General features: G+C 70.9%; 15 protein-coding genes. 6 read left to right on the top strand and 9 right to left on the bottom strand.

Going from position 1 to position 21,999, the window contains the following annotated elements:
• Positions 1 to 64: 64 nt before the first annotated feature.
• The 5 genes from gap to uvrC all read right to left on the bottom strand — a co-directional run bounded on the left by gap (position 65) and on the right by uvrC (position 6,884).
• Entirely contained in the window at positions 65 to 1,072 is a 1,008-nt protein-coding gene (gene gap, locus IAG42_RS27205; protein WP_188339588.1) for a type I glyceraldehyde-3-phosphate dehydrogenase, read from the bottom strand.
• A 721-nt stretch (positions 1,073 to 1,793) separates the two neighbouring features.
• On the bottom strand, positions 1,794 to 2,783 hold the full coding sequence (gene whiA, locus IAG42_RS27200; RefSeq protein WP_188339587.1) for a DNA-binding protein WhiA: 990 nt from the start codon (positions 2,781 to 2,783) through the stop codon (positions 1,794 to 1,796).
• Positions 2,774 to 3,811 carry a gluconeogenesis factor YvcK family protein gene (locus IAG42_RS27195; RefSeq protein WP_188339586.1) on the bottom strand — a complete coding sequence of 346 codons (1,038 nt, stop codon included), beginning with the start codon at positions 3,809 to 3,811 and terminating at the stop codon, positions 2,774 to 2,776. Before IAG42_RS27195 ends, whiA begins: the two co-directional genes overlap by 10 nt.
• The gene (gene rapZ / locus IAG42_RS27190) at positions 3,808 to 4,812 is read right to left on the bottom strand and encodes an RNase adapter RapZ (RefSeq protein ID WP_188339585.1); all 1,005 of its coding nucleotides are present in this window, start codon (positions 4,810 to 4,812) and stop codon (positions 3,808 to 3,810) included. The genes IAG42_RS27195 and rapZ overlap by 4 nt, the downstream gene beginning before the upstream one ends.
• Positions 4,809 to 6,884: an excinuclease ABC subunit UvrC gene (uvrC, locus tag IAG42_RS27185; RefSeq protein ID WP_188339584.1), complete on the bottom strand. Its 2,076-nt coding sequence runs from the start codon at positions 6,882 to 6,884 to the stop codon at positions 4,809 to 4,811. The genes rapZ and uvrC overlap by 4 nt, the downstream gene beginning before the upstream one ends.
• Positions 6,885 to 6,971: 87 nt before the next feature.
• Here uvrC and IAG42_RS27180 point away from each other — a divergent pair, with 87 nt between their 5' ends.
• Positions 6,972 to 8,003 (top strand): LacI family DNA-binding transcriptional regulator, encoded by a 1,032-nt coding sequence (locus tag IAG42_RS27180; RefSeq protein ID WP_188339583.1) that lies wholly within the window; start codon positions 6,972 to 6,974, stop codon positions 8,001 to 8,003.
• A 276-nt stretch (positions 8,004 to 8,279) separates the two neighbouring features.
• Here IAG42_RS27180 and IAG42_RS27175 read toward each other — a convergent pair whose 3' ends face one another.
• Positions 8,280 to 9,884 carry a glycoside hydrolase family 32 protein gene (locus tag IAG42_RS27175; RefSeq protein WP_188341637.1) on the bottom strand — a complete coding sequence of 535 codons (1,605 nt, stop codon included), beginning with the start codon at positions 9,882 to 9,884 and terminating at the stop codon, positions 8,280 to 8,282.
• 244 nt (positions 9,885 to 10,128) lie between these two features.
• On the opposite strand from IAG42_RS27175, the gene IAG42_RS27170 reads away from it, so the two are divergent.
• Genes IAG42_RS27170 through IAG42_RS27160 form a run of 3 tightly spaced genes read left to right on the top strand, consistent with a single transcriptional unit; the run spans position 10,129 to position 13,399 of the window.
• On the top strand, positions 10,129 to 11,544 hold the full coding sequence (locus IAG42_RS27170) for an ABC transporter substrate-binding protein (protein ID WP_188339582.1): 1,416 nt from the start codon (positions 10,129 to 10,131) through the stop codon (positions 11,542 to 11,544).
• Positions 11,541 to 12,476 (top strand): carbohydrate ABC transporter permease, encoded by a 936-nt coding sequence (locus tag IAG42_RS27165; protein ID WP_188339581.1) that lies wholly within the window; start codon positions 11,541 to 11,543, stop codon positions 12,474 to 12,476. Before IAG42_RS27170 ends, IAG42_RS27165 begins: the two co-directional genes overlap by 4 nt.
• Before the next feature lie 23 nt (positions 12,477 to 12,499).
• On the top strand, positions 12,500 to 13,399 hold the full coding sequence (locus IAG42_RS27160; RefSeq protein WP_188339580.1) for a carbohydrate ABC transporter permease: 900 nt from the start codon (positions 12,500 to 12,502) through the stop codon (positions 13,397 to 13,399).
• A 60-nt stretch (positions 13,400 to 13,459) separates the two neighbouring features.
• Here the strand turns inward: IAG42_RS27160 and IAG42_RS27155 are convergent, their stop codons facing one another.
• Both IAG42_RS27155 and IAG42_RS27150 read right to left on the bottom strand, forming a co-directional pair.
• Entirely contained in the window at positions 13,460 to 13,891 is a 432-nt protein-coding gene (locus IAG42_RS27155) for a Rieske (2Fe-2S) protein (protein ID WP_188339579.1), read from the bottom strand.
• A gap of 543 nt (positions 13,892 to 14,434) precedes the next feature.
• Positions 14,435 to 15,859, bottom strand: coding sequence for a glycoside hydrolase family 32 protein (locus tag IAG42_RS27150; protein ID WP_188339578.1), 1,425 nt, complete (start codon positions 15,857 to 15,859; stop codon positions 14,435 to 14,437).
• Positions 15,860 to 16,134: 275 nt separating this feature from the next.
• On the opposite strand from IAG42_RS27150, the gene IAG42_RS27145 reads away from it, so the two are divergent.
• Both IAG42_RS27145 and IAG42_RS27140 read left to right on the top strand, forming a co-directional pair.
• Entirely contained in the window at positions 16,135 to 17,514 is a 1,380-nt protein-coding gene (locus IAG42_RS27145) for an oligosaccharide MFS transporter (protein WP_188339577.1), read from the top strand.
• A 127-nt stretch (positions 17,515 to 17,641) separates the two neighbouring features.
• Positions 17,642 to 18,583: a carbohydrate kinase family protein gene (locus IAG42_RS27140; RefSeq protein ID WP_188339576.1), complete on the top strand. Its 942-nt coding sequence runs from the start codon at positions 17,642 to 17,644 to the stop codon at positions 18,581 to 18,583.
• Positions 18,584 to 18,769: 186 nt separating this feature from the next.
• Here the strand turns inward: IAG42_RS27140 and uvrA are convergent, their stop codons facing one another.
• Positions 18,770 to 21,808: an excinuclease ABC subunit UvrA gene (gene uvrA, locus IAG42_RS27135; protein WP_188339575.1), complete on the bottom strand. Its 3,039-nt coding sequence runs from the start codon at positions 21,806 to 21,808 to the stop codon at positions 18,770 to 18,772.
• Positions 21,809 to 21,999: the final 191 nt, after the last annotated feature.

Here is a 21,999-nt window from a genome sequence, read left to right as displayed (position 1 = left end):
CGTCGCGCGGGTCCGGACCCTTCGCTCACATCTGAGTGCCTTGCTGCTCTAGAACCTTAGAGGCTCAGAGCTGGCTGCCGACGAAGACCGTCAGGTCGACGAGGCGGTTCGAGTAGCCCCACTCGTTGTCGTACCAGCCGATGATCTTGACCGTCTTCCCCTCGGCCATGGTCAGCAGGGAGTCGAAGGTGCAGGAGGCGGGCGTCGAGACGATGTCCGAGGACACGATCGGGTCGGCCGTGTAGTAGAGCTTGCCCTCGAGGGGGCCCTCCTGGGAGGCCTTCTCGAACGCGGCGTTGACCTCGTCCTTGGTGACCTCGCGGTCCAGCTCGACGACCAGGTCGGTGACCGAGCCGGTCGGGACCGGGACGCGCATGGCGAGGCCGTCGAGCTTGCCCTTGAGCTGCGGGAGGACCAGGGCGGTGGCCTTGGCGGCACCGGTCGTGGTCGGGATGATGTTCTCCGCGGCGGCGCGGGCGCGGCGCAGGTCCTTGTGCGGGAAGTCCAGGATGCGCTGGTCGTTCGTGTACGCGTGGACGGTCGTCATCAGGCCCTTGGTGATGCCGAAGTTCTCGTCGAGGACCTTGGCCATCGGCGCCACACAGTTCGTGGTGCACGACGCGTTCGAGATCACGTCGTGCTTGGCCGGGTCGTACTTGTCCTCGTTGACGCCCATCACGATCGTGATGTCCTCGTCCTTGGCCGGGGCCGAGATGAGGACCTTCTTCGCGCCACCGGCGAGGTGCTTGGCGGCGTCCTCGCGCTTGGTGAAGATGCCGGTCGACTCGATGACGACGTCGACGCCCAGGTCGCCCCACGGGATGTCGGCGGGGTCGCGCTCCGACAGCACCTTGATGGTGTGCTCGCCGACGGTGATGGTGTCGGCCGTGTGGGACACGGGCTGCTTCAGCGTGCCGAGGATCGTGTCGTACTTGAGCAGGTGTGCGGTCGTCGCGGTGTCACCCAGGTCGTTGACAGCCACGATCTCGATGTCCGCACCCTGCTCGAGAAGTGCGCGGAAGTAATTGCGACCGATGCGGCCAAAGCCGTTGATGCCTACGCGGATCGTCACGAACCGATCTCCTCGTTGGTACGCCGGTTTTCGACGCCGGCGAGTTGTATGGGATGTCCCCGACCGCCTCCGACCCTACCTCCCATAAGCGATCTGAGTGACATCGAGCGCAGCTATAGCGGATACCGAGATACTTACTCGCGAGTAACGTTCAGGCGGCGGTTATTCCGGGGATATTTTCCGGCCCCCGAGTCGCTAATTGAGCGGGCACCCTTTCTGATGAGCGCTTTTACCTGAGGTGCGCCGCCCGCGCGGGCCACCCGTAGACTCCCCGTGCGCCACACGGCCGTCCGGCGCCTCACGGGTTGCGGATTTCCCGGTTCCGGTGAAGCGGGCATGACGCGCGGGCGACGGTCCGGAGTTCCCCGGGCGCGGGATCGAGTACCGCGGACCAGGAACCGAGGCCCGCCAATTCCCCACCCCCGGCGCACCCTTACCGGAACCGCTCTTAAGGCGTCACAAAGCGCCACTGAAGCCCCTTGAGCCACTCTTGTCACGCCGGCATTCAGTCGCATCTGAAGTAATCCCCGCTCACTTGCGCACCAAAGTGTGAACGGAAGATCGGCGCCCGCCTGACAGCTCGCAAAGTTCGCAGACGCGAATCAGCGGGAGGTGCGGGTGCCAGAGGGGTGCCTGGAGGCGCGCTGGAACGCGAAAGCCGGTGGTGGCGCCCTCGTGGGGCGCCACCACCGGCTCGTGGAGCTTCGGGTCAGCGGGCGGCTCAGCCCGCCAGGTTGTCCGCCATCTCCTCGGTCAGGTTCGACTCCGTGCCCGGGATGCCGAGGTCCTGCGCACGCTTGTCCGCCATGGCGAGCAGCCGCCGGATCCGGCCCGCGACCGCGTCCTTGGTGAGCGGCGGGTCGGCGAGCGCGCCCAGCTCCTCCAGGGAGGCCTGCTTGTGCTCCATGCGCAGCCGCCCGGCCGCCGCGAGGTGCTCGGGCACCTCGTCGGCGAGGATCTCCAGGGCGCGCTGCACGCGGGCCCCGGCGGCGACGGCGGCGCGGGCCGAACGGCGCAGGTTCGCGTCGTCGAAGTTCGCCAGCCGGTTCGCCGTGGCGCGGACCTCGCGGCGCATCCGCCGCTCCTCCCAGGCCAGCACCGACTCGTGGGCTCCCATACGGGTGAGCAGGGCGCCGATCGCGTCGCCGTCACGGACGACGACCCGGTCCACGCCGCGCACCTCACGGGCCTTCGCCGCGATGGACAGCCGGCGGGCGGCGCCCACCAGGGCCAGCGCGGCCTCCGGGCCCGGGCAGGTCACCTCGAGCGAGCTGGAACGGCCCGGCTCCGTCAGCGAGCCGTGCGCCAGGAACGCCCCGCGCCAGGCGGCCTCGGCGTCGCAGGTGGCCCCCGAGACCACCTGCGGCGGAAGACCCCGGATCGGGCGGCCGCGGCCGTCCACGAGTCCGGTCTGCCGGGCCAGCTGGTCGCCGCCCGCCACCACACGTACGACGAAGCGCGAGCCTCGGCGCAGTCCGCCGGGTGCCATCACGATCAGCTCGGAACTGTGTCCGAAGATCTCGAGAATGTCGCGCTTGAGCCGCCGGGCGGCCATCGCGGTGTCCAACTCCGCCTCGATCACGATGCGGCCGCTCACCAGGTGGAGGCCGCCGGCGAACCGCAGAATGGCCGACACCTCGGCCTTCCTGCAGCAGGTCCGGGTGACGGGGAGCCGGGCAATCTCGTCCTTCACCGCTGCCGTCATCGCCATGGGCCGATCCTTCCATGCATCCGAAAAATACGGTCGTACGCGGCGGCCAACAGCTCCGGATCGTGCCTCGGAGTTCCGTCGGGCCTGGCCACCGGCGCCAGCTCGACCGCGGCACCGAAGCGCTCCTTGGCGGCGTCGGTGAGGGACTCACGATCGGGCACGGCGGCCTCGTCGGCCAGCACCACGTCCAGGGCGAGTTTAGGGGCGTGTCGTCCCAAAACCTCCAAATGACGCTGCGGTGAGAACCCTTCGGTTTCTCCGGGCTGCGGCGCGAGGTTCAGCGAGAGGACCCGGCGGGCCTTCGTCTCGACCAGCGCGTCCAGCAGTTCGGGCACGAGCAGGTGCGGGATCACCGAGGAGAACCAGGATCCCGGGCCGAGCACCACCCAGTCCGCGTCGAGCACCGCGGCGACCGCCTCCGGGACGGCCGGCGGGTCGTGCGGCACCAGGTGCACGGACTGCACCTCGCCCGGTGTGAGCGCGACCGTGGCCTGCCCGCGGACGGTGTCGATGTCGTCCGGGCGGTCCGGGTCGTGCCCCTTGACCAGGGCCTGGAGCTCCAGCGGCACCGCCGACATGGGCAGCACGCGCCCGTGCGCGCCGAGCAGCTTGCCGACCAGGTCCAGGGCCTGGACGTGGTCGCCGAGCTGCTCCCACAGGGCGACGATCAGGAGATTGCCGACCGCGTGCCCGTTCATCTCCCCCGGCGACTGGAAGCGGTGCTGGATGACGCGGGACCAGGTCTGGCCCCAGTCGTCGTCGCCGCACAGGGCCGCGAGGGCCTTGCGCAGGTCGCCGGGCGGCAGCACGCCCAGCTCGTCGCGCAGGCGCCCGCTGGAGCCGCCGTCGTCGGCGACCGTCACGACCGCTGTGAGGTCACCCGTGATGCGGCGCAGGGCGGCCAGCGACGCGGACAGGCCCATGCCCCCGCCGAGGGCGACGACCTTGGGCGTCGCGCCCCTGCCGCGGGCCGGTGTGGTGCGCCTGCTGCGCAGCCGGCTGGTGAGCCGCAGCGTACGTCCCGTCATTCGCGGCCCATGTCCCGGTGGACGACCACGGTCTCCACACCCTGGGCGGCGAGGCGGGCGGCGAGCTTCTCCGAAGTGGCGACGGAGCGGTGCTTGCCACCGGTGCAGCCGACCGCGATGGTCACGTAGCGCTTGCCCTCGCGGCGGTAGCCGGCCGCGATCAGCTGGAGCAGCTCCGTGTAGCGGTCGAGGAACTCCTTGGCGCCGGGCTGCGAGAAGACGTAGTTCGACACCTCCTCGTTGAGGCCGGTGAAGGGGCGCAGCTCCGGGACCCAGTGGGGGTTCGGCAGGAAGCGCATGTCGACGACGAGGTCGGCGTCGACGGGCAGGCCGTACTTGAAGCCGAACGACATGACGGTGGCCCTCAGCTCGGGCTCCTCCTCGCCCGCGAACTGGGCGTCCATCTTGGCGCGCAGCTCGTGCACGTTGAGGCTGGAGGTGTCGATGACGAGGTCGGCGTCGCCGCGCAGCTCGCGCAGCAGTTCGCGCTCGGCGGCGATGCCGTCGACGATGCGGCCGTCGCCCTGGAGGGGGTGCGGGCGGCGCACCGACTCGAAGCGGCGTACGAGGGCCTCGTCCGAGGACTCCAGGAAGACGATCCGCCGCGTGACGTTCTTGGACTCGAGGTCGGCGAGGGACTCGCGGAGGTTGTCGAAGAAGCGGCGGCCGCGGACGTCGACGACGACGGCGATCCGCGCGACGTTGCCCTGGGACCGGGCACCGAGCTCCACCATGGTGGGGATCAGGGCCGGCGGCAGGTTGTCGACGACGAACCAGCCGAGGTCCTCCAGGCACTTCGCCGCCGTGGAGCGGCCCGCGCCGGACATGCCGGAGATGATGACCAGCTCGGGGATGGCGGCCTCGGGGACGCCGGGCGCCTCCGCGTGGTGGGCCGCGCCGGGGGTGTCGGTACCGGGGGCGTCCGTCCCGGCCTTGTCGTCGCTGGCGCCTGGGGTGCTCATGTCCGCTCCGCGCTCGTTCTGTGGGTGGTGCTCGCTCATGGTTCCTGCCCCCGTCGTTCTTCCGGGGTGCCCGCGGTGACGGGTCCCCCGCCGGTCGGCGCGTCCGTCGCGCCGGCCGGTGTCTGCTCTTCGTCTTCCAGGATCTCTCCGGTGGCCGTGTTCACCGCGGGCGCCGCCGGTGCCGCTTGCGCGAAGGCCGCGAGGATCGTCTCGGCCGTCTTGCGGCCTATGCCCGGGACCTCGCAGATCTGGTCGATTGTGGCGGACCGTAGCCGCTTCACCGAACCGAAGTGCTTGATCAGTGCCTGTTTGCGCGCGTCGCCCAGTCCGGGTACGTCGTCCAGGGGACCGGCCTTGAACCGCTTGGCCCGCTTGCTGCGCTGGTAGGTGATCGCGAAGCGGTGCGCCTCGTCGCGGACGCGCTGCAGGAGGTAGAGGCCCTCGCTGGTGCGGGGCAGGACCACCGGGTCGTCCTCGCCGGGGACCCAGACCTCTTCGAGGCGCTTGGCGAGGCCGCACACCGCGATGTCGTCGATGCCCAGCTCGTCCAGGGCCCGCCGGGCCGCCGCGACCTGCGGCTGGCCGCCGTCCACGACGACGAGCTGCGGCGGGTAGGCGAACTTCTTCGGCCGGCCGTCGTCCTCGGTGAGCCGCGACTCGACAGGGCCCTCGTCGTCGTCCAGCTCGGTGTCGGACCACTCGGCGGACTTCTCCTGGGCGGCCAGGTAGCGCTTGAAGCGGCGGGTGATGACCTCGTGCATGGAGCGGACGTCGTCCTGCCCCTCGAAGCCCTTGATCTGGAAGCGGCGGTACTCGCTCTTTCGGGCGAGGCCGTCCTCGAAGACGACCATGGACGCGACGACGTCGTCTCCCTGGAGGTGCGAGATGTCGTAGCACTCGATGCGCAGCGGGGCGCTGTCCAGGTCGAGGGCCTCGGCGATCTCCTCCAGGGCGCGCGAGCGCGTGGTGAGGTCGGAGGCGCGCTTCGTCTTGTGGAGGGCCAGTGCCTGCAGCGCGTTGCGGTGCACGGTCTCCATGAGGGCCTTCTTGTCGCCGCGCTGCGGGATGCGCAGGGACACGTTCGACCCGCGGCGCTCGGTGAGCCAGGTCTGGATGGGCTCCACGGGGTCGGGCAGCGCCGGGACGAGCACTTCCTTGGGGACCGCGTCCCCGCTCTCCTCCCCGTAGAGCTGCTGGAGCGCGTGCTCGACGAGGTCGCCGCTGGTGACGGCCTCCACCTTGTCGGTGACCCAGCCGCGCTGGCCGCGCACCCGTCCGCCGCGGACGTGGAAGATCTGGACGGCGGCCTCCAGCTCGTCCTCGGCCAGGGCGATGAGGTCGGCGTCGGTGGCGTCGGCGAGGACGACGGCGCTCTTCTCCATGGCCTTGCGCAGCGCCTCGATGTCGTCGCGCAGGCGGGCCGCCCGCTCGTACTCCATCTCCTCCGCGGCGGCCGTCATGTCCTTCTCCAGGCGGCGGATGTACGTGCCGGTGCGGCCGGCCATGAAGTCGCAGAACTCCTCGGCGAGTTCACGGTGCTCGTCCGGGCTGACGCGGCCGACGCACGGGGCGGAGCACTTGCCGATGTAGCCGAGCAGGCAGGGGCGGCCGGTGCGGGCCGCGTTCTTGAACACGCCCGCGGAGCAGGTGCGGACGGGGAAGACGCGCAGGAGGAGGTCGACCGTGTCGCGGATCGCCCAGGCGTGGCCGTAGGGGCCGAAGTAGCGGACGCCCTTCTTCTTCTGGCCGCGCATCACCTGGACGCGGGGGAACTCCTCGTTCATCGTCACGGCGAGGTACGGGTAGCTCTTGTCGTCGCGGTACTTCACGTTGAACCGCGGGTCGTACTCCTTGATCCAGGAGTACTCCAGCTGGAGTGCCTCGACCTCCGTGGACACCACCGTCCACTCCACGGACGCGGCCGTGGTGACCATCGTGCGGGTGCGCGGGTGCAGGTTCGCCAGGTCCTGGAAGTAGTTCGCCAGGCGCTGGCGCAGGCTCTTCGCCTTTCCGACGTAGATCACCCTGCGGTGCTCGTCGCGGAACCTGTACACCCCCGGGGAGTCGGGAATCTGTCCCGGCTGGGGGCGGTAGCTGGAGGGGTCGGCCATGTCAGACACCCTACTGTCGGGCACGGACATCACCGGGGCAGACTAGGGAGCGCCCCGTGATCCCCGCCGCTGAAGGAGAACCCTCGCGTGAAGCGTCCGACCGCCCGTGACGTGGCGGAGCTCGCCGGTGTGTCCCGTGCCGCCGTGTCCTTCGTCTTCAGCGGACGCGCCCAGGGCAACCTCTCGGCCGAGACGCAGCGTCGCATCCGCGAGGCCGCCGACGAGCTCGGCTACCGGCCCGACGAGGTGGCGCGGTCGTTGCGCGGACGGCGCACCGGGGTGATCGGGATGCTCAGCGACGAGATCGCCACCAGCCCGTTCGCCGGGCGCATGGTGCTGGGCGCGATGGAGGCGGCACGCGCGCGTGGGCATCAGATCCTGCTCCTGGAGTCGCGCCGGGACCCGGCCGCGGAGGCCGAGGCGATCGCCGAGCTGCGGGCCCGCCGGGTCGACGGTCTGGTGTACGCGTCGATGGAGCTGCGCACGACGGAGGTGCCGGCGGGGGTCGATCCGGCGCGCACGGTGCTCGCCAACTGCCTGCCGCGCGAGGCGGGTTCGTACGCGGCCGTGGTGGCCGACGAACGGGCGGGCGGGCGCCGCGCGGTGGACGCGCTGATCGCCGCGGGGCACCGTGACATCGCGCTGCTGGGCGGGGCGGTGGGCAACATCGCGGCGGAGGATCGCGCGCGCGGCTTCACCGACGGGATGAGCGCGGCCGGTCTGGAGGTGCGCGAGGCCTGGATGCTGCGGGCCGGCTGGCAGATCGACGAGGGGTACGCGGCGGCGCTGCGGGTGCTCGGTGAGGCGGAGCGTCCCACCGGGGTCGTGTGTGCGAACGACCGGGTGGCGGCCGGGGTGCTGCTGGCGGCGGCCCGGCTGGGCATCGCGGTCCCGGAGGCGCTGTCGGTGGTGGGCTACGACGACCAGGATCACATGGCCGACCGGCTCGTCCCCGCGCTCACCACGGTCGCCCTTCCTCATCACGCGATGGGGGCGGCGGCGGTGGACGCGCTGCTCGACGCGGTCGAGCGGGACGAGCCGGTGGCCACGGGCGACGTGGTCCGCCTCCCGTGTCCCCTGGTCGAGCGGGCATCGGTGGCGAAGCCCGGCGGGGCCTGAGCCGACTCCGGACCACCCGGTTCTCTCGGACCATCCGGTTCTCTCGGACCGCCCAGACCTCCCGGACCACCCGGATCTCCCGGATCTCCCGGACCACCCAGTCCTCCCGGGCCGCCCGTCCGGCCTCCTGCGCGCCTCGGCCACCGAGGAGCACGTCATACGTAACACGGGGCGACCGGCGATCAGCGGCTCGGTCCGTCATACGTACAACGGCACTCGTCGAGCCGGGCGCCCGGCACCCGGGTGGCCGGTGGCAGAGTGCCGGATACCCGGGTGTCAGCCCAGGTCGTACGTGATGACCCTCAGGTCCTCGAAGACGGCCGGGCCGCCGGAGGAGTAGAGCGCGATGCGGTCGTCGCCGGGGAGCGGGAAGGCCTGGTGGGTGTGGACGTGGCGGCCGTCCCCGACGAACAGTTCGACGGTGGTGTGGTCGACGAAGACGCGCACGTCGAGGGAGCCGGCGGCGGCGTCGACGGGGGTGTGGGTCTCGGCGGGGCCGCCCGGGGTGATGGTGCCGCCGCGGTTGACGTAGGCGAAGCCGCCGGCGACGTACACGCCGACGTCGATGTGACGCAGTCCGCCGGGCGCCTTGCGGAGCTGGAAGCCGAGGTTCTCGGTCGTGCCGGGTGTCCAGCGGAGCCGGGCGCGGATCTCGTAGGAGGTGCCGGTGACGTCGAGGGCCTTGCTGCCGTCGACGGTGACGTCACCGAGCTTCTTCGTGCCGGTGGCGTAGCGGTCGAGGGCCGGGGCGGGCCGGGAGGCGAGGTGGTAGGTGCCGTCGCCCGCGCGTTCCAGGGTGAGTTCACGGGTGAGGGAGTCGGTGCCGTTGAAGCCGTCGGCGACGAGGGTCGGCGTGTTGTGCGGGTAGGTCCAGTTGTTGGTCCAGGCGAAGGCGTACCGGGCGGCGGGATCGACGGTGCCGTCGGCGGCGCGCTTCTCGCAGGTGACGGCCGCGTAGAAGTCGGGGCCATGGTCGAGCCACTGGGGTTCGGTGGCGTCGGGGCTGAAGGCGGTGCCGTCGAAGTCGCCGGTCCAGTAGGCGTACGTGGCCGGCAGGCCGCGCTGGGTGCCGTTGGCGGAGGCCGCGAGGATCCAGTGCGCGGTGCCGTCCGCGGCCCGGATCTCGAACAGGTCCGGGCATTCCAGGGTGCCGAGGTCGTCGCGGGTGAAGCCGCTGCGGTACGTCCATGAGCGCAGATCGGCGGAGGTGTACAGGCCGATCTTGTGCCCTTCGGCGAGGGCCGCGACCCAGCGTCCGCGGGCCTCGTCCCACAGCACCTTGGGGTCGCGGAAGTCCTTGCCCCCGGGGTTGGGGAGCACCGGGTCGTCACTGTGGGAGGTGAAGGTGCGGCCGTGGTCGGTGGAGTACCAGAGGTACTGGGCCTGGGAGGCGGTGCCGGCGTCGGGCTCCATGGTGATCAGCGCGATGACGGCGCCCGCACCGAACCCGGCGGTGTTCTTCTCGTCGACGACCGCGCTGCCCGACCAGACGTCACCGGCGGGGATGACGTCCTTGGGGACGGCGACCCCCTCGTCGCGGTACCGGACGAGGTCGGTGCTGGTGGCGAGGCGCCAGGCGGTGCCCTCGGATCCGGTGAGGTAGTCGGCGTTGTAGAGGTAGTAGTACAGGTACTGGCCGTTCACCCAGATCGGGCGCTGCGGATCGTTCTTCCAGTTGTCGGGAACGGTGAGGTGGTAGGCGGCGCGGAAGCTGCCGAGACCGGCCGCTTTCGGTGCCGCGGCCGCGGGGCGGGACGGCAGTGCGGCGGCCGCGAGGGCGGTGGAGCCGGCGGACAGCAGCGCGGCGCGCCGGCTCAGCGAGCGCGCGCCGCCGGCCGCGGCGGTGTTCCCGGCCGCGCTCTTCCTGCGTCCGGCGGGCATGTCCTGCGCGGGCACGTCTCGTGCGGGCACCTCTCGTGCGGGCATGGCGAACCGACCTTTCGACCAAGGGGATGTTCCGGCGGGGAACGAGGGAGGGCGGTCGCAACCCTAACTCGTGATAGGTCTTGCCGCGCAAGGGTCTTCGGGCATTTCGAAGAAGCCCGCGCAGCCCTCTTGACGGCGCCGTCCGCGCCCTCACATCATCCGGAGGCCACGCCAACTATCACGAGTTAGGCCTCTCGGTATGACCCGGAGTCACTTCCCGCCCAGCCGTCGCACCGTGTTGCGCGCCGGCGGCTGGTCCCTGGCCGCCGGCGGTCTCGCCGCCACCGGCGCGAGCTGGGACCGGCTGACCGCCGCCGACATCCCCGGGCGCGACGGTTCGATGCTCACCGTCGCGGTCCTCGGCGCCGCGATCGACCCGACCATGCAGAAGGTGCTGGCCGACGGATTCCAGGAACTGCACCCGGACATCCCGGTGCGGCTGCTGGCCGTCCAGGCCAAGGACTGGAACGACTTCTTCGCGAAGATCCTCACGCAGATCGCCGCGGGCCGGGCGCCCGATGTGGTGTACGTCGCCACCGAGGGCGTCCAGCTGTTCGCCGACCGCCTCGGCGTGCCGCTCGACGCGCGCGTGAAGCGGGACGCCGCCGAGCTCAAGGAGTACTTCGCCGACGTCCACCCGTCGCTCGTCGAATCGATGATGTACGAGGGCTCGCTGTACCAGCTGCCCGTCGAGTTCAACGCCGCGGACATGTACCTCAGCACCACCGTCCTCCGGCGCACCGGCGTCGAACTCCCGCCGGACGACTGGGACCGCGACGACTTCACCCGCCTGCTGCGCGCCATGAAGCGCAAGGGCGGGGCGCACTTCACGCCGTTCTACTGGACCAATCGGCTGTGGGGCGGAGTGGTCCCCTGGCTGTTCGTCAACGACACCAACATCCTGCGCGAGTCCAGGGCTCCGGGCGGGGAGTGGCTGTGGAACTCCTTCTACGACGCGCGGCAGCGCGCGGGCCGCGGCGGGGGCTTCCGCTGGACGACGCCGACCGCCACGGCCGACCGCACCGTCGAGACGTACGAGTATCTCGCCGGTCTCGTCCGTGACGGGCTCTGTTCACGGCCCGAGGGCGGCAGCGGCACGAACCTGGTCGGCGCCTTCTCCACCGGCCGGGTCGGCGCGACGCCCGCCGGCGGCTTCTGGGCGGGCGGACTGCACCAGGCGGGCGTGGCGCGCGACGCGTACGACGCCACGTACTTCCCCCGCTGGCGGTCGCAGCGCCACCAGTTCGGCGGGGCGGGCTACGCGATCCTGCGCACCTCCCGGCGCCAGGACGAGGCCTGGGAGTTCGTGAAGTACTCGACCCGCAAGGACGTCATGACCTCGCTGTTCGCGGCGAACACGACGACTCCGGCGCGGCGTTCGCTGCTCACCGCGCGGCGGTACGCGCGGACGGGCCCCGCCCACTGGGACGTCTTCTACGACACCTTCGACCGTTTCCCCACGACCGGCCCGATCCCCGCCCCTCCGCAGGTCGCCGCCGTGGAACTGGCCCTGACCAAGCACACCGCCACCGCTCTCGACTCGCCGCGCAAGGTCGCGCCGGCGCTGCGGGCGATGCAGGCGGACCTGGAGCGCGCCATGGAGCGTGGGATATGAGAAGCCGAAGCCGTGCGACGGACCGCGCCGCGGGCGGGGCCGCGAGGGACCGGGCGGCGCAGCGGCGGCAGCGATGGACGGCCCGGCTGTTCCTGGCACCGACCGTGATCGGCGTCGTCGTGTTCACCGTGGTGCCGATCGCGGGGTCGGTCGTGCTGTCGTTCTTCCGCTGGAACGTGATCGACCCGGCGCACTACACCGGACTCGACAACTACCGTGCTCTGGCGACCGATTCCTCGGTCCGCGCAGCGTTCGGCAACACCCTGCTGTTCATGGTGTTCGCCGTCTCGCTGCAACTGCTGATCGCGCTCGTCCTGGCGCTGGCCCTGCAGGGCCGGATGCCGAACTGGGTGCGGCAGGCGCTGCGTTCGGCTTTCTTCTTCCCGCTCGTCCTGAGCGCGGCCTCGGTGTCCGTCGTGATGAAGTACCTGTTCAACCAGGACTTCGGGGTCGTGAACTGGCTGATCGGGCAGGCCGGCGCGTCACCCGTGCCCTGGCTGACGGACGAGACGTGGGCGCTGTCCGCCGTGGTCCTCGTCTATGTGTGGCAGCAGTTCGGCTTCTCGTTCCTGCTGTTCGTCGGCGGGCTGGCGAACATTCCGAAGGAGCTCCACGAGGCCGCCGCCGTCGACGGAGCGACCGGGCTGCGCAAGCATCTGCGGATCACGCTGCCGCTGCTCTCCCCCACCTTCCTGGTGGCCTCGGTGGTCGGTGTGATCAACGCCCTGCAGGTCTTCGAGCAGCCCTACGTGCTCACGGACGGCGGGCCGGGCGACTCGACCCGGACCGTGGTGATGGTCCTCTATCAGACCGCCTTCGAGGAGCTCCGGTTCGGCGAGGCCTCGGCGGTCGGCGTCGTCCTGTTCGCCCTGATTCTCGTCGTCACGGCGCTGCAGTTCCGGCTCAGCCGCCGCTTCGTGCACTACCAGTGACTGGTTGGAGAGGTCGACCCGCGATGACCGCAGTTCCCTTCACCGAGAAGACGCGGCGCCCCCAGGGCGGTGGCGTCGCCGCGCGCCTGGGCTCGCTCACCACCCGCCGCCTGGGCGTCCTCGGGCGCGTCGCCGGGCTCGCGCTCGTGGCGCTGCTGACCATCGGGCCCGTGGTGTGGACGGTGTCCACGTCCCTGCGCACGCCCGCCGAGTCCTTCGATCTGCCTCCGCGGATCATCCCGGCGCACGGCACGCTCGACGCCTACCGAGGCGTCTTCCAGCAGCTCGACGTCTGGCTGATCGCGCTCAACTCCGCGCTCGTGACCGGCCTGATCGCGATCGGACAGATGATCTCGGCCGCGCTCGCCGGGTACGCGTTCGCCCGTCTCGACTTCCGTTTCAAGAAGCCCCTGTTCGGACTGGTCCTCGCCACGATGATGGTGCCGGTCCAGATCACCATCGTGCCCGTGTTCCTGATCCTCAAGGAGATGGGGCTGACGGACACGCTGCTCGGCCTGATCGTGCCGGCCGTGCCGACCGCCTTCGGGACCTTCCTGATGCGCCAGTACTTCCTGACGATGCCCAAGGAACTCGGCGAGGCGGCGATGATCGACGGGGCCGGACCCTGGCGGGTCTTCCGGTCCGTGTACGCACCCCTGGCCCGACCCGGTCTGGCGATCGTCGGGGTACTCGCCTTCAACTATCACTGGAACGAGTTCTTCCGGCCGCTGATCCTGGAGACCAGCAACGAGAACTTCACGATGCCGCTCGGCCTCGTCTCGCTCCAGGGCAACCTCGGCACCGGGTCGATCTCGGTGGTGCTCGCGGGGGTCGTGCTCTCGATGATCCCGGCGGTCGCCGTGTTCGTCATCGGCCAGCGACCGCTCCGCGAGGGGATCACGTCCTCGGGCCTGAAGGGCTGAGGCCTGTTGAGGCCTGTTGAAAGCTGAGGCCGAAGGACCGGAGACGCAGAGGGCCGAGGGTCAGGGCGAGACGATGAGCTTGCCGCCCTCGGCCTTCGCCTTGAGCTCGGTGAGCGGAACGGTCGCCGGCTCGTGCAGCACCTTGCCGGTGGTGGCGTCGAACTTGCTGCCGTGGCAGTTGCACGTCAGCTCCGTACCCTTCAGCATCCGGATCGGGCAGCCCGCGTGCGTGCAGACGGTGCTGAACGCCTTGTACGTCCCGTCCTCGGCACGGCTCACCACCACGTTCTCGTCGTTGTAGAGCTTCGCCCCGCCCTTCGGGACGTCCTCGGCGCTGCCGAGGTCGACGGGCACGCTGGGAGCGGCCGCCGAGCCGCCGTCCTCCGGGGAGCACGCGGTCAGCCCGAGCCCGACCGTCCCCGCCACGGCCACCCCGCGCAGAGCGGTACGGCGGGACAGGCGTGCACTGCTGGACAGGGGCGTGCCGGGCATCTGGGCTCCACGTTCGGTGACTGTGCGATCGAGACGCACCCACCGCCCGGCCGACCTGGCCGCCCCTTCGGGCTCCACGTACCGAACGGGAACGGGGGGTACGGATGTGACGATACCGGCGGCGAACGGAACACCCGACGGGCCCCCAGGTGACCTGCGCGACATGCCTGCGGGGTGGGGCGGCGGAGCCATAGCGGCGGGCTCGTCGCGGAGCCGGCCGGCGGGGCGGCTGGCGCGGAGCGTCCGGGCGGCCGGCGAGGGCGTCGGTGCCCGTGACCGGCAGGGCGGCTGGCGCGGAGCCGACCGGCAGGGCGGCTGCGGCATCCCGCGCGGACAGGGACCGGGGGCGGGGCGAGAAGCGGGCCGCGCCGGAGTGGGGTGCGGGCGGCAGCGCTGCGGCTGCCGCCCCCCACAGATCGGACTGGCAGGGCAGGGCAGCTGCGGTGGCGGCACGAAACAGGACAGCGGCCACCCAGAGACTGGGCCCCACCAAGCACAGAGGGCAGGGTCCCCCAGCCCTGCCGGCCGGAGGACCCTCCCCACTCATACCCCTTCCACCACCGCCTCCCACGCGGACACCGACACGTCCCCCGCCCCCTGCACCAGGTCCACCGACAGGGGCCCGGCCGGGGCGGGGTACACCTTTTCCGTCAGCACGACCCGGTCGTCCCAGAACGCCTCGATCAGCGGCCCGTCCACGAACACCCGCAGGCGTCCACCCGTACCGCCGGAGGCCACCGCGACCACCGACGAGGCACGGGGGTACGGGTGCGTGCCCGACGCCGGCGTCGCCGAACGGTCCAGTGTGAGCGAGCCCCGCGTCGGATTGACCCGCAGCTCGGCCCCGGTGCCCAGCCGGACCGCGAGTTCCGTGTCGGGCTGGGCGACAGCCATGTCGACCTGCACCTCGTACGCCGCCGGCAGCTCCTCCCCGACCCCGACGGCCCGCCCGCGCAGCCCCGCGAGCTCCCGCGCGGGTGCCACCCTCAGCGAACCGTCCGCGTGCGCGCCGACCTCTCTCGGATACGTGAGGCAACCGGCCCAGCCCGCCGCGACGGACTCCGCCTCGGTCCGTGACTCCCAACTCCAGCCCCACACAAGCGTCCTGTCGTCCTCGACGAGCGCGGTGGGCGCGTAACAGTCCCGGCCGTGGTCGAACAGACCTCCCGCGGCGGGCTCGAAACGCAACCCGCCCCCGCCTTCCCCCGCGGGCCTGAGCACACCGGTCAGATACGCGGTCGCGTACGTGATGTCGTCGATCCACAGGGAGAGCAACAGCGCCCAGCGCCCGTCCCCCGTCGGCAGCAGTGCCGGACACTCCCAGGCCGTCGCGGGCGCCGCGTGCCGTCCGGCGACGGGGTCGTCCGCGTCCAGCAGCGACCCGGCGTACGTCCACCGCGTCATCGAGTCCACGCGGTAGAGCAGCACGTCGGGCCGCCCGCCCCGGTGCCCCGCACCGACGACCGCCCAGCGCCGCCCCTCGTGGGTGAAGAGGTACGGATCACGGAACGCGATGAGATCGAGGCCGGGCGGCGGGCCGGGCACGACGGGGTCCGGTTCGGCCTTGAACGAGCCGATGGTCGAATCGGTGGCCCGGGCCAGCATCACGGAGCCGACGCCGTCGCGGCGGTCCATGCCGGTGTAGACGGCGGTCGGGATGCCGTCGTCCACGACCGCGCACCCGGACCAGGCACCGAGCTCGTCGGGCGTGCCCGGCGTGGGGGTCAGCGCGACCCCGTGATCCGTCCAGCGCACGAGGTCCGGGCTGGAGGCATGGCCCCAGTGGATGTCGCCCCAGACCGCCGCGTGCGGGTTGTGCTGGAAGAACAGGTGGTAGCGGCCGTCGTGGAAGAGCGGCCCGTTGGGGTCGTTGCACCAGCGGCCGGCACCGGGCCGCACGTGCAGACGCGGAACGTCCCGGTCGACGGCGACGGCGGGCGGGTACGGACGGGTGGCCCGGTCGGACATGCGCCTTCTCCTTGCTTCTGCTGACTCCTGCCGACTCCACCGAGTTCCGGCGAGGTCTTGATTTCGCGAACCTAACACGTGATAGTTGTGCCGCCCTAGCACGTGACAGGAAAGGTGCGAGGGACTTCGGATCACCGCCCGCCGGAACACCGGGAACCACCCGGAACACCACCGCCCCACCCCCGGTCGCAGTCCGCGGCCGCACACGGACTCCAGGCGGAGCCATTCGTTCCGGCATCATGAACGGGCGCCACAGGCGCGAGGGAGCGCAGCACATGACCGACCAGACCACCGGGCAGGGCCCGACCACGGGGCATCACGGTGCCCCCGCCGTCACCACCGGCCCGAGCCGCCGCCGGCTGAACTTCACGCTCGTCAGCGCGGCCCTGTTCATGTTCTTCGTGACCTGGTCGCTGTCCTGGTCACTCTTCTCCATCTGGCTGACCCAGGACATCGGCCTGTCCGCCGGCCGCAGCTCCCTCGTGATCAGCGCCAACGCCATCGGCTGCCTGATCACCATGCCGGTCTACGGCTACCTCCAGGACAAGCTCGGCCTGCGCAAGAACCTCCTGTACTGGGTCTCCGGCCTGATGCTCCTCGTGGGCCCCATGTACATCTACGTGTACGGGCCGCTGCTGAAGACCCAGTTCGCCCTCGGCCTGCTGGTCGGGGCCGCCTATCTCGCCATGGCGTTCGCCGTCGCCGTCGCCACGCTGGAGAGCTACACGGAGCGCCTCGGCCGCTTCCACGGTTTCGAGTTCGGCCGCGCCCGCATGTTCGGCTCGCTGGGCTGGGCCGCGGCGACGTTCTTCGCGGGCCGGCTGTTCAACATAGATCCCCGTCTCAACTTCTGGGCCGCCTCCGTCTCGGCCGCCGTCTTCCTCGTCCTGATCGTCTCGATCCGGGTGACCGACGGGCGTCGCTCGGCCGCCGTGGAAGCCGCCGCCTCCTCCGTGTCGATGGCCGACGTGAAGTCCCTGCTGCGCTACCCGGCCTTCTGGGGGCTCCTGCTCTTCGTGATCGCCGTGACCGCGACGTACAACACGTACGACCAGATGTTCCCCTCGTACTTCGCCTCACTGTTCTCGACGGCCGGCGAAGGCAACCGGATGTACAGCGATCTCAACTCCGTGCAGGTCTTCCTAGAAGCCGGCGGCATGGCGCTCGCCCCCTTCCTCGTGAACCGGCTCGGCCCCAAGAAGTCCCTGCTGCTGTCCGGCTGCATCATGGCCGCCCGCATCGGCCTGTCCGGTCTCGTCACCGATCCGGCCGCCATCTCCGCGGTCAAGCTGATGCACGCCGCCGAACTGCCGATCATGCTCATCGCGATCTTCAAGTACATCAACCTGCACTTCGAGTCGCGTCTGTCCTCCTCGATCTACCTGGTCGGCTTCCAGCTCGCCGCGCAGTTGGGCGCGGCCGTGATCTCGCCCCTGGCCGGCATCGGCTACGACTCCATCGGGTTCGCCCGCACCTATCTCCTGCTGGCCGGTGTCGTCGCCCTGTTCACCGCGCTCTCGGTCCTCACGCTCCGGCCCGACGCGAAGGCGCTCTCCGGGAGCGCGCTGCCCGACCCGGCCCTCGCCGCACCCGCCGGCCGCGAGAACGCGTCGGAGTCGGGCGAGCACGAGACCCTGCTCCCCGCGAAGCTCTAGCCTGCCCACGGGTGGCATCGGCGCGTGCCCGCGGTGCCACCCGCCCCGCCCGACCTCCACACCGTCGCACCACGCTGCGCCACTCCCCAGCAGCCGCCCCACCCCGAACCACCCGAGAGGAACCACCGTGATCGTCGTCGCCGGAGAGGCCCTGATCGACCTCGTCCCGCAGGGGCCGAACGCCGGTGCCGGGCCGGACGGGGGCCGGGGCCCGCTCCCCGACCTCGCTCCGCGCCTGGGCGGCGGTCCCTACAACACGGCGGTGGCGCTGGGCCGGCTCGGCTCCCCCGTCGCCTTCTGCTCCCGCGTGTCCCGTGACGCGTTCGGCGAGGCCCTTCTCGGCGGGCTACGGGAGGCCGGCGTGGACGTCTCCCCCGTACAGCGGGGCGACGAGCCGACGACGCTGGCCGTCGCTTCCATCGGCGCCGACGGCTCCGCCGGATACTCCTTCTACGTGGAGGGCACCGCCGACCGGCTGTTCGCGGTGCCGGGCGCCTTGCCCGTGGGGACGCGGGCGGTGTCGTTCGGCACCTGCTCGCTCGTGCTGGAGCCGGGCGCCACCGCGTACGAGGAGCTGATGCGGGCCTCCGCCGCCTCGGGGGTCTTCACGGCGCTCGACCCCAACATCCGGGCCGGTCTGATCCCCGACCCGGACGCCTACCGCGCCCGATTCAAGAGCTGGCTGCCCTCGACGGCCCTGCTGAAGCTGTCCGAGGAGGACGCCCGGTGGCTGGGCGGCACCCCTCAGGAATGGCTGACCGCCGGCCCGTCGGCCGTGGTCGTCACGAGCGGCGGCGAGGGCCTGACCGCCTTCACCCGGGACGGCGCAACCCACTCAGTGCCGGGCGAGGACGTGGACGTCGTGGACACGATCGGCGCGGGCGACACCGTCAACGCGGCGCTGCTGCACGGACTTTCGGCGCTCGGCGCCCTCTCTCCCATCGCGCTCGGGCAGTTGAGCGGCGACAACTGGAGCCGGTTGCTGCGCTTCGCCGCCCGCGCCGCGGCGATCACGTGCTCCCGGGCGGGCGCGGAGCCGCCGTACGCCGCCGAGGTCGGCTCCCTGTAGCCGCCTGCTCCACCCCACACCCCCGTCTTCCCCTCCCTCTTTCCCTCTCCAGTTGTCAACGTGCGTCCGGCGTCGGCCGGTTGATCAGAGAACGCACGGCGCCCCGCGGGGAGTTCCCACGGGGCGCCGAAAATTTCACGGAGCGTGACGGGATCGCCACGCACCCGCACTCTCTGTTGTCGCGGTTCAGGCCTTGCGCGTCCGGCTCGTCGCCTTCTTCGCAGCCGCCTTGGTCGTCTTGGTCGCAGCCGCCTTGGTCGCCTTGGCCGTCTTGACCGTCTTCGCGGTCGCGGTCTTCTTCGCCGGAGCCTTGGCCGCCGCGGCGACGGCCTTCTTGGCCGGCTTGCGCGTCCGCGCCGCCGGCACCACGGCGTCGCCCACCCGGTCCGCGCCCAGCACGTCCTGGAGGAACTTGCCGGTGTGGCTCGTCGGGACGGCCGCGACCTGCTCCGGGGTGCCCTCGGCGACGACCAGACCGCCTCCGTTGCCCCCCTCCGGGCCCATGTCGACGATCCAGTCGGCCGTCTTGATCACGTCGAGGTTGTGCTCGATCACGATGACCGAGTTCCCCTTGTCGACAAGGCCCGACAGGACCGTGATCAGCTTGCTGATGTCCTCGAAGTGCAGACCGGTGGTCGGCTCGTCGAGCACGTAGACCGTGCGGCCCGTCGAACGCTTCTGCAGCTCGCTCGCGAGCTTCACGCGCTGCGCCTCACCGCCGGAGAGGGTCGGCGCCGACTGCCCGAGACGGACGTAGCCGAGGCCCACGTCGTTGAGCGTCCTCAGATGACGGGCGATCGCCGGGACCGCCTCGAAGAAGCCGAGGGCCTCCTCGATCGGCATGTCCAGGACCTCGGCGATGGACTTGCCCTTGTAGTGGACCTCCAGCGTCTCGCGGTTGTATCGCGCACCGTGGCAGACCTCGCACGGGACGTAGACGTCCGGGAGGAAGTTCATCTCGATCTTGATCGTGCCGTCGCCCGAGCAGTTCTCGCAGCGGCCGCCCTTGACGTTGAAGGAGAAGCGTCCGGGCAGGTAGCCGCGCACCTTGGCCTCGGTGGTCTCGGCGAACAGCTTGCGGACGTGGTCGAAGACGCCCGTGTACGTCGCCGGGTTCGACCGCGGGGTGCGGCCGATGGGCGACTGGTCGACGTGCACGACCTTGTCGACGAGGTCGTCGCCCTCGACCCGCGTGTGGCGGCCGGGGACGGACCGCGCGCCGTTGAGCTCGCGGGCCAGGTGCGTGTACAGGATGTCGTTGACCAGCGTCGACTTGCCGGAGCCGGAGACTCCGGTGACTGCCGTGAGGACGCCCAGCGGGAAGGACACGTCGATGTCCCGCAGGTTGTTCTCCTTGGCGCCGTGGACGGTCAGGCGGCGCGAGGGGTCGACGGGCCGGCGGATGTCGGGGACCGGGATCGACTTCTTGCCCGACAGGTACTGGCCGGTCATCGATTCCGCGTTGCCCAGCAGCTCCTTCAAGGGGCCGCTGTGCACGACCTTGCCGCCGTGCTCGCCCGCGCCGGGGCCGATGTCGACGACCCAGTCGGCGACGTTGATCGTGTCCTCGTCGTGCTCGACCACGATGAGCGTGTTGCCCATGTCGCGCAGGCGGACGAGGGTCTCGATCAGCCGGTGGTTGTCCCGCTGGTGCAGGCCGATGGAGGGCTCGTCGAGCACGTAGAGGACACCGACGAGGCCGGACCCGATCTGGGTGGCGAGACGGATGCGCTGGGCCTCGCCGCCGGAGAGGGTGCCCGCCGCGCGGTTGAGCGACAGGTAGTCGAGGCCGACGTCGACGAGGAAGCGGAGCCGCTCGTTGACCTCCTTGAGGACGCGCTCGGCGATCTTCTTGTCGCGCGCGTTCAGCGTCAGCTGGGCCAGGAAGTCGGCGCAGTCGCTGATCGACATGGCCGAGACCTCGGCGATCGACTTCCCCATGACCGTGACGGCCAGAACGATCGGCTTCAGGCGCGTGCCCTCACAGGTGGGGCAGGGCACCTCGCGCATGTAGCCCTCGAAGCGCTCGCGGCTGGAGTCCGACTCGGCCTCGCTGTGGCGGCGCTTCACGAAGGGGACGGCGCCTTCGAAGGGCGTCGTGTAGACCCGCTCGCGCCCGTACCGGTTGCGGTAGCGGACCTCGATCTGGGTCTTGTGGCCGTACAGGAGCGCCTTCCTTGCGCGCTGCGGCAGCCCGGCGAAGGGGATGTCCGTACGGAAGCCGAGGGCGTCGGCGAGTGCCCCGATGAGGCGGCCGAAGTAGTCCTTGGTGTGGCCGTGCGACCAGGGGTGGATGGCGCCCTCGTCCAGCGACTTGTCCTCGTCGGGGACGATCAGCTCCGGGTCCACCTCCATGCGGGTGCCGATGCCGGTGCAGTCGGGGCAGGCGCCGAACGGCGAGTTGAACGAGAAGGAGCGGGGCTCGAGCTCCTCGAAGGAGAGGTCGTCGTGCGGGCAGTACAGGTGCTCGGAGTACATGCGCTCGCGCTCCGGGTCGTCCTCGGGGAGGTCGACGAAGTCGAGCACGACCATGCCGCCCGACAGGCCGAGGGCGGTCTCCACGGAGTCGGTGAGGCGGCGCTTGGCGGAGTCCTTCACCGTGAGGCGGTCGACGACCACTTCGATGGTGTGCTTCTCCTGCTTCTTCAGTGTGGGCGGCTCGGAGAGCTGGACCGTCGTGCCGTCCACGCGTGCGCGGGCGTAGCCCTTCGTCTGGAGGTCGGCGAAGAGGTCGACGAACTCGCCCTTGCGCTCGCGCACGAGTGGCGACAGGACCTGGAAGCGGCTGCCCTCGGGCAGCTCGAGGACCTTGTCCACGATGGCCTGCGGCGACTGGCGGGCGATCGGGCGGCCGCACTGCGGACAGTGCGGCTTGCCGATGCGCGCGAAGAGCAGGCGCAGGTAGTCGTAGACCTCGGTGATGGTGCCGACCGTGGACCGCGGGTTGCGCGACGTGGACTTCTGGTCGATCGAGACGGCCGGTGAGAGGCCCTCGATGAAGTCGACGTCGGGCTTGTCCATCTGGCCGAGGAACTGGCGGGCGTACGAGGACAGCGACTCCACGTAGCGGCGCTGTCCCTCGGCGAAGATCGTGTCGAAGGCGAGCGAGGACTTGCCGGAGCCGGACAGACCGGTGAAGACGATGAGGGAGTCGCGCGGAAGGTCGAGCGAGACGTTCCGGAGATTGTGCTCGCGCGCACCACGGACGATGAGACGGTCGGCCACGCCGGTCCGCACCTTTCTTGAGTGAAGTGACAGGGGCGGAGCCCCCGTCCCCCGAGGTCGGGCGTCCCGGGCGGGCCGCGTCGCGGCGGACGCGGAAGGCCCGGGAGGACTGCCCTTACGAAGACTAGAGGGAGCCACTGACAACGCCGGTCGGATTCCCTGATGGGTAACAAACCCGGACCTTCAAGAAT

This window comes from Streptomyces xanthii (assembly GCF_014621695.1).
Lineage (GTDB): Bacteria > Actinomycetota > Actinomycetes > Streptomycetales > Streptomycetaceae > Streptomyces > Streptomyces xanthii.
Note: the sequence above shows the minus strand (reverse complement) of the source record. Positions and strands in the feature narration are given on the sequence as shown.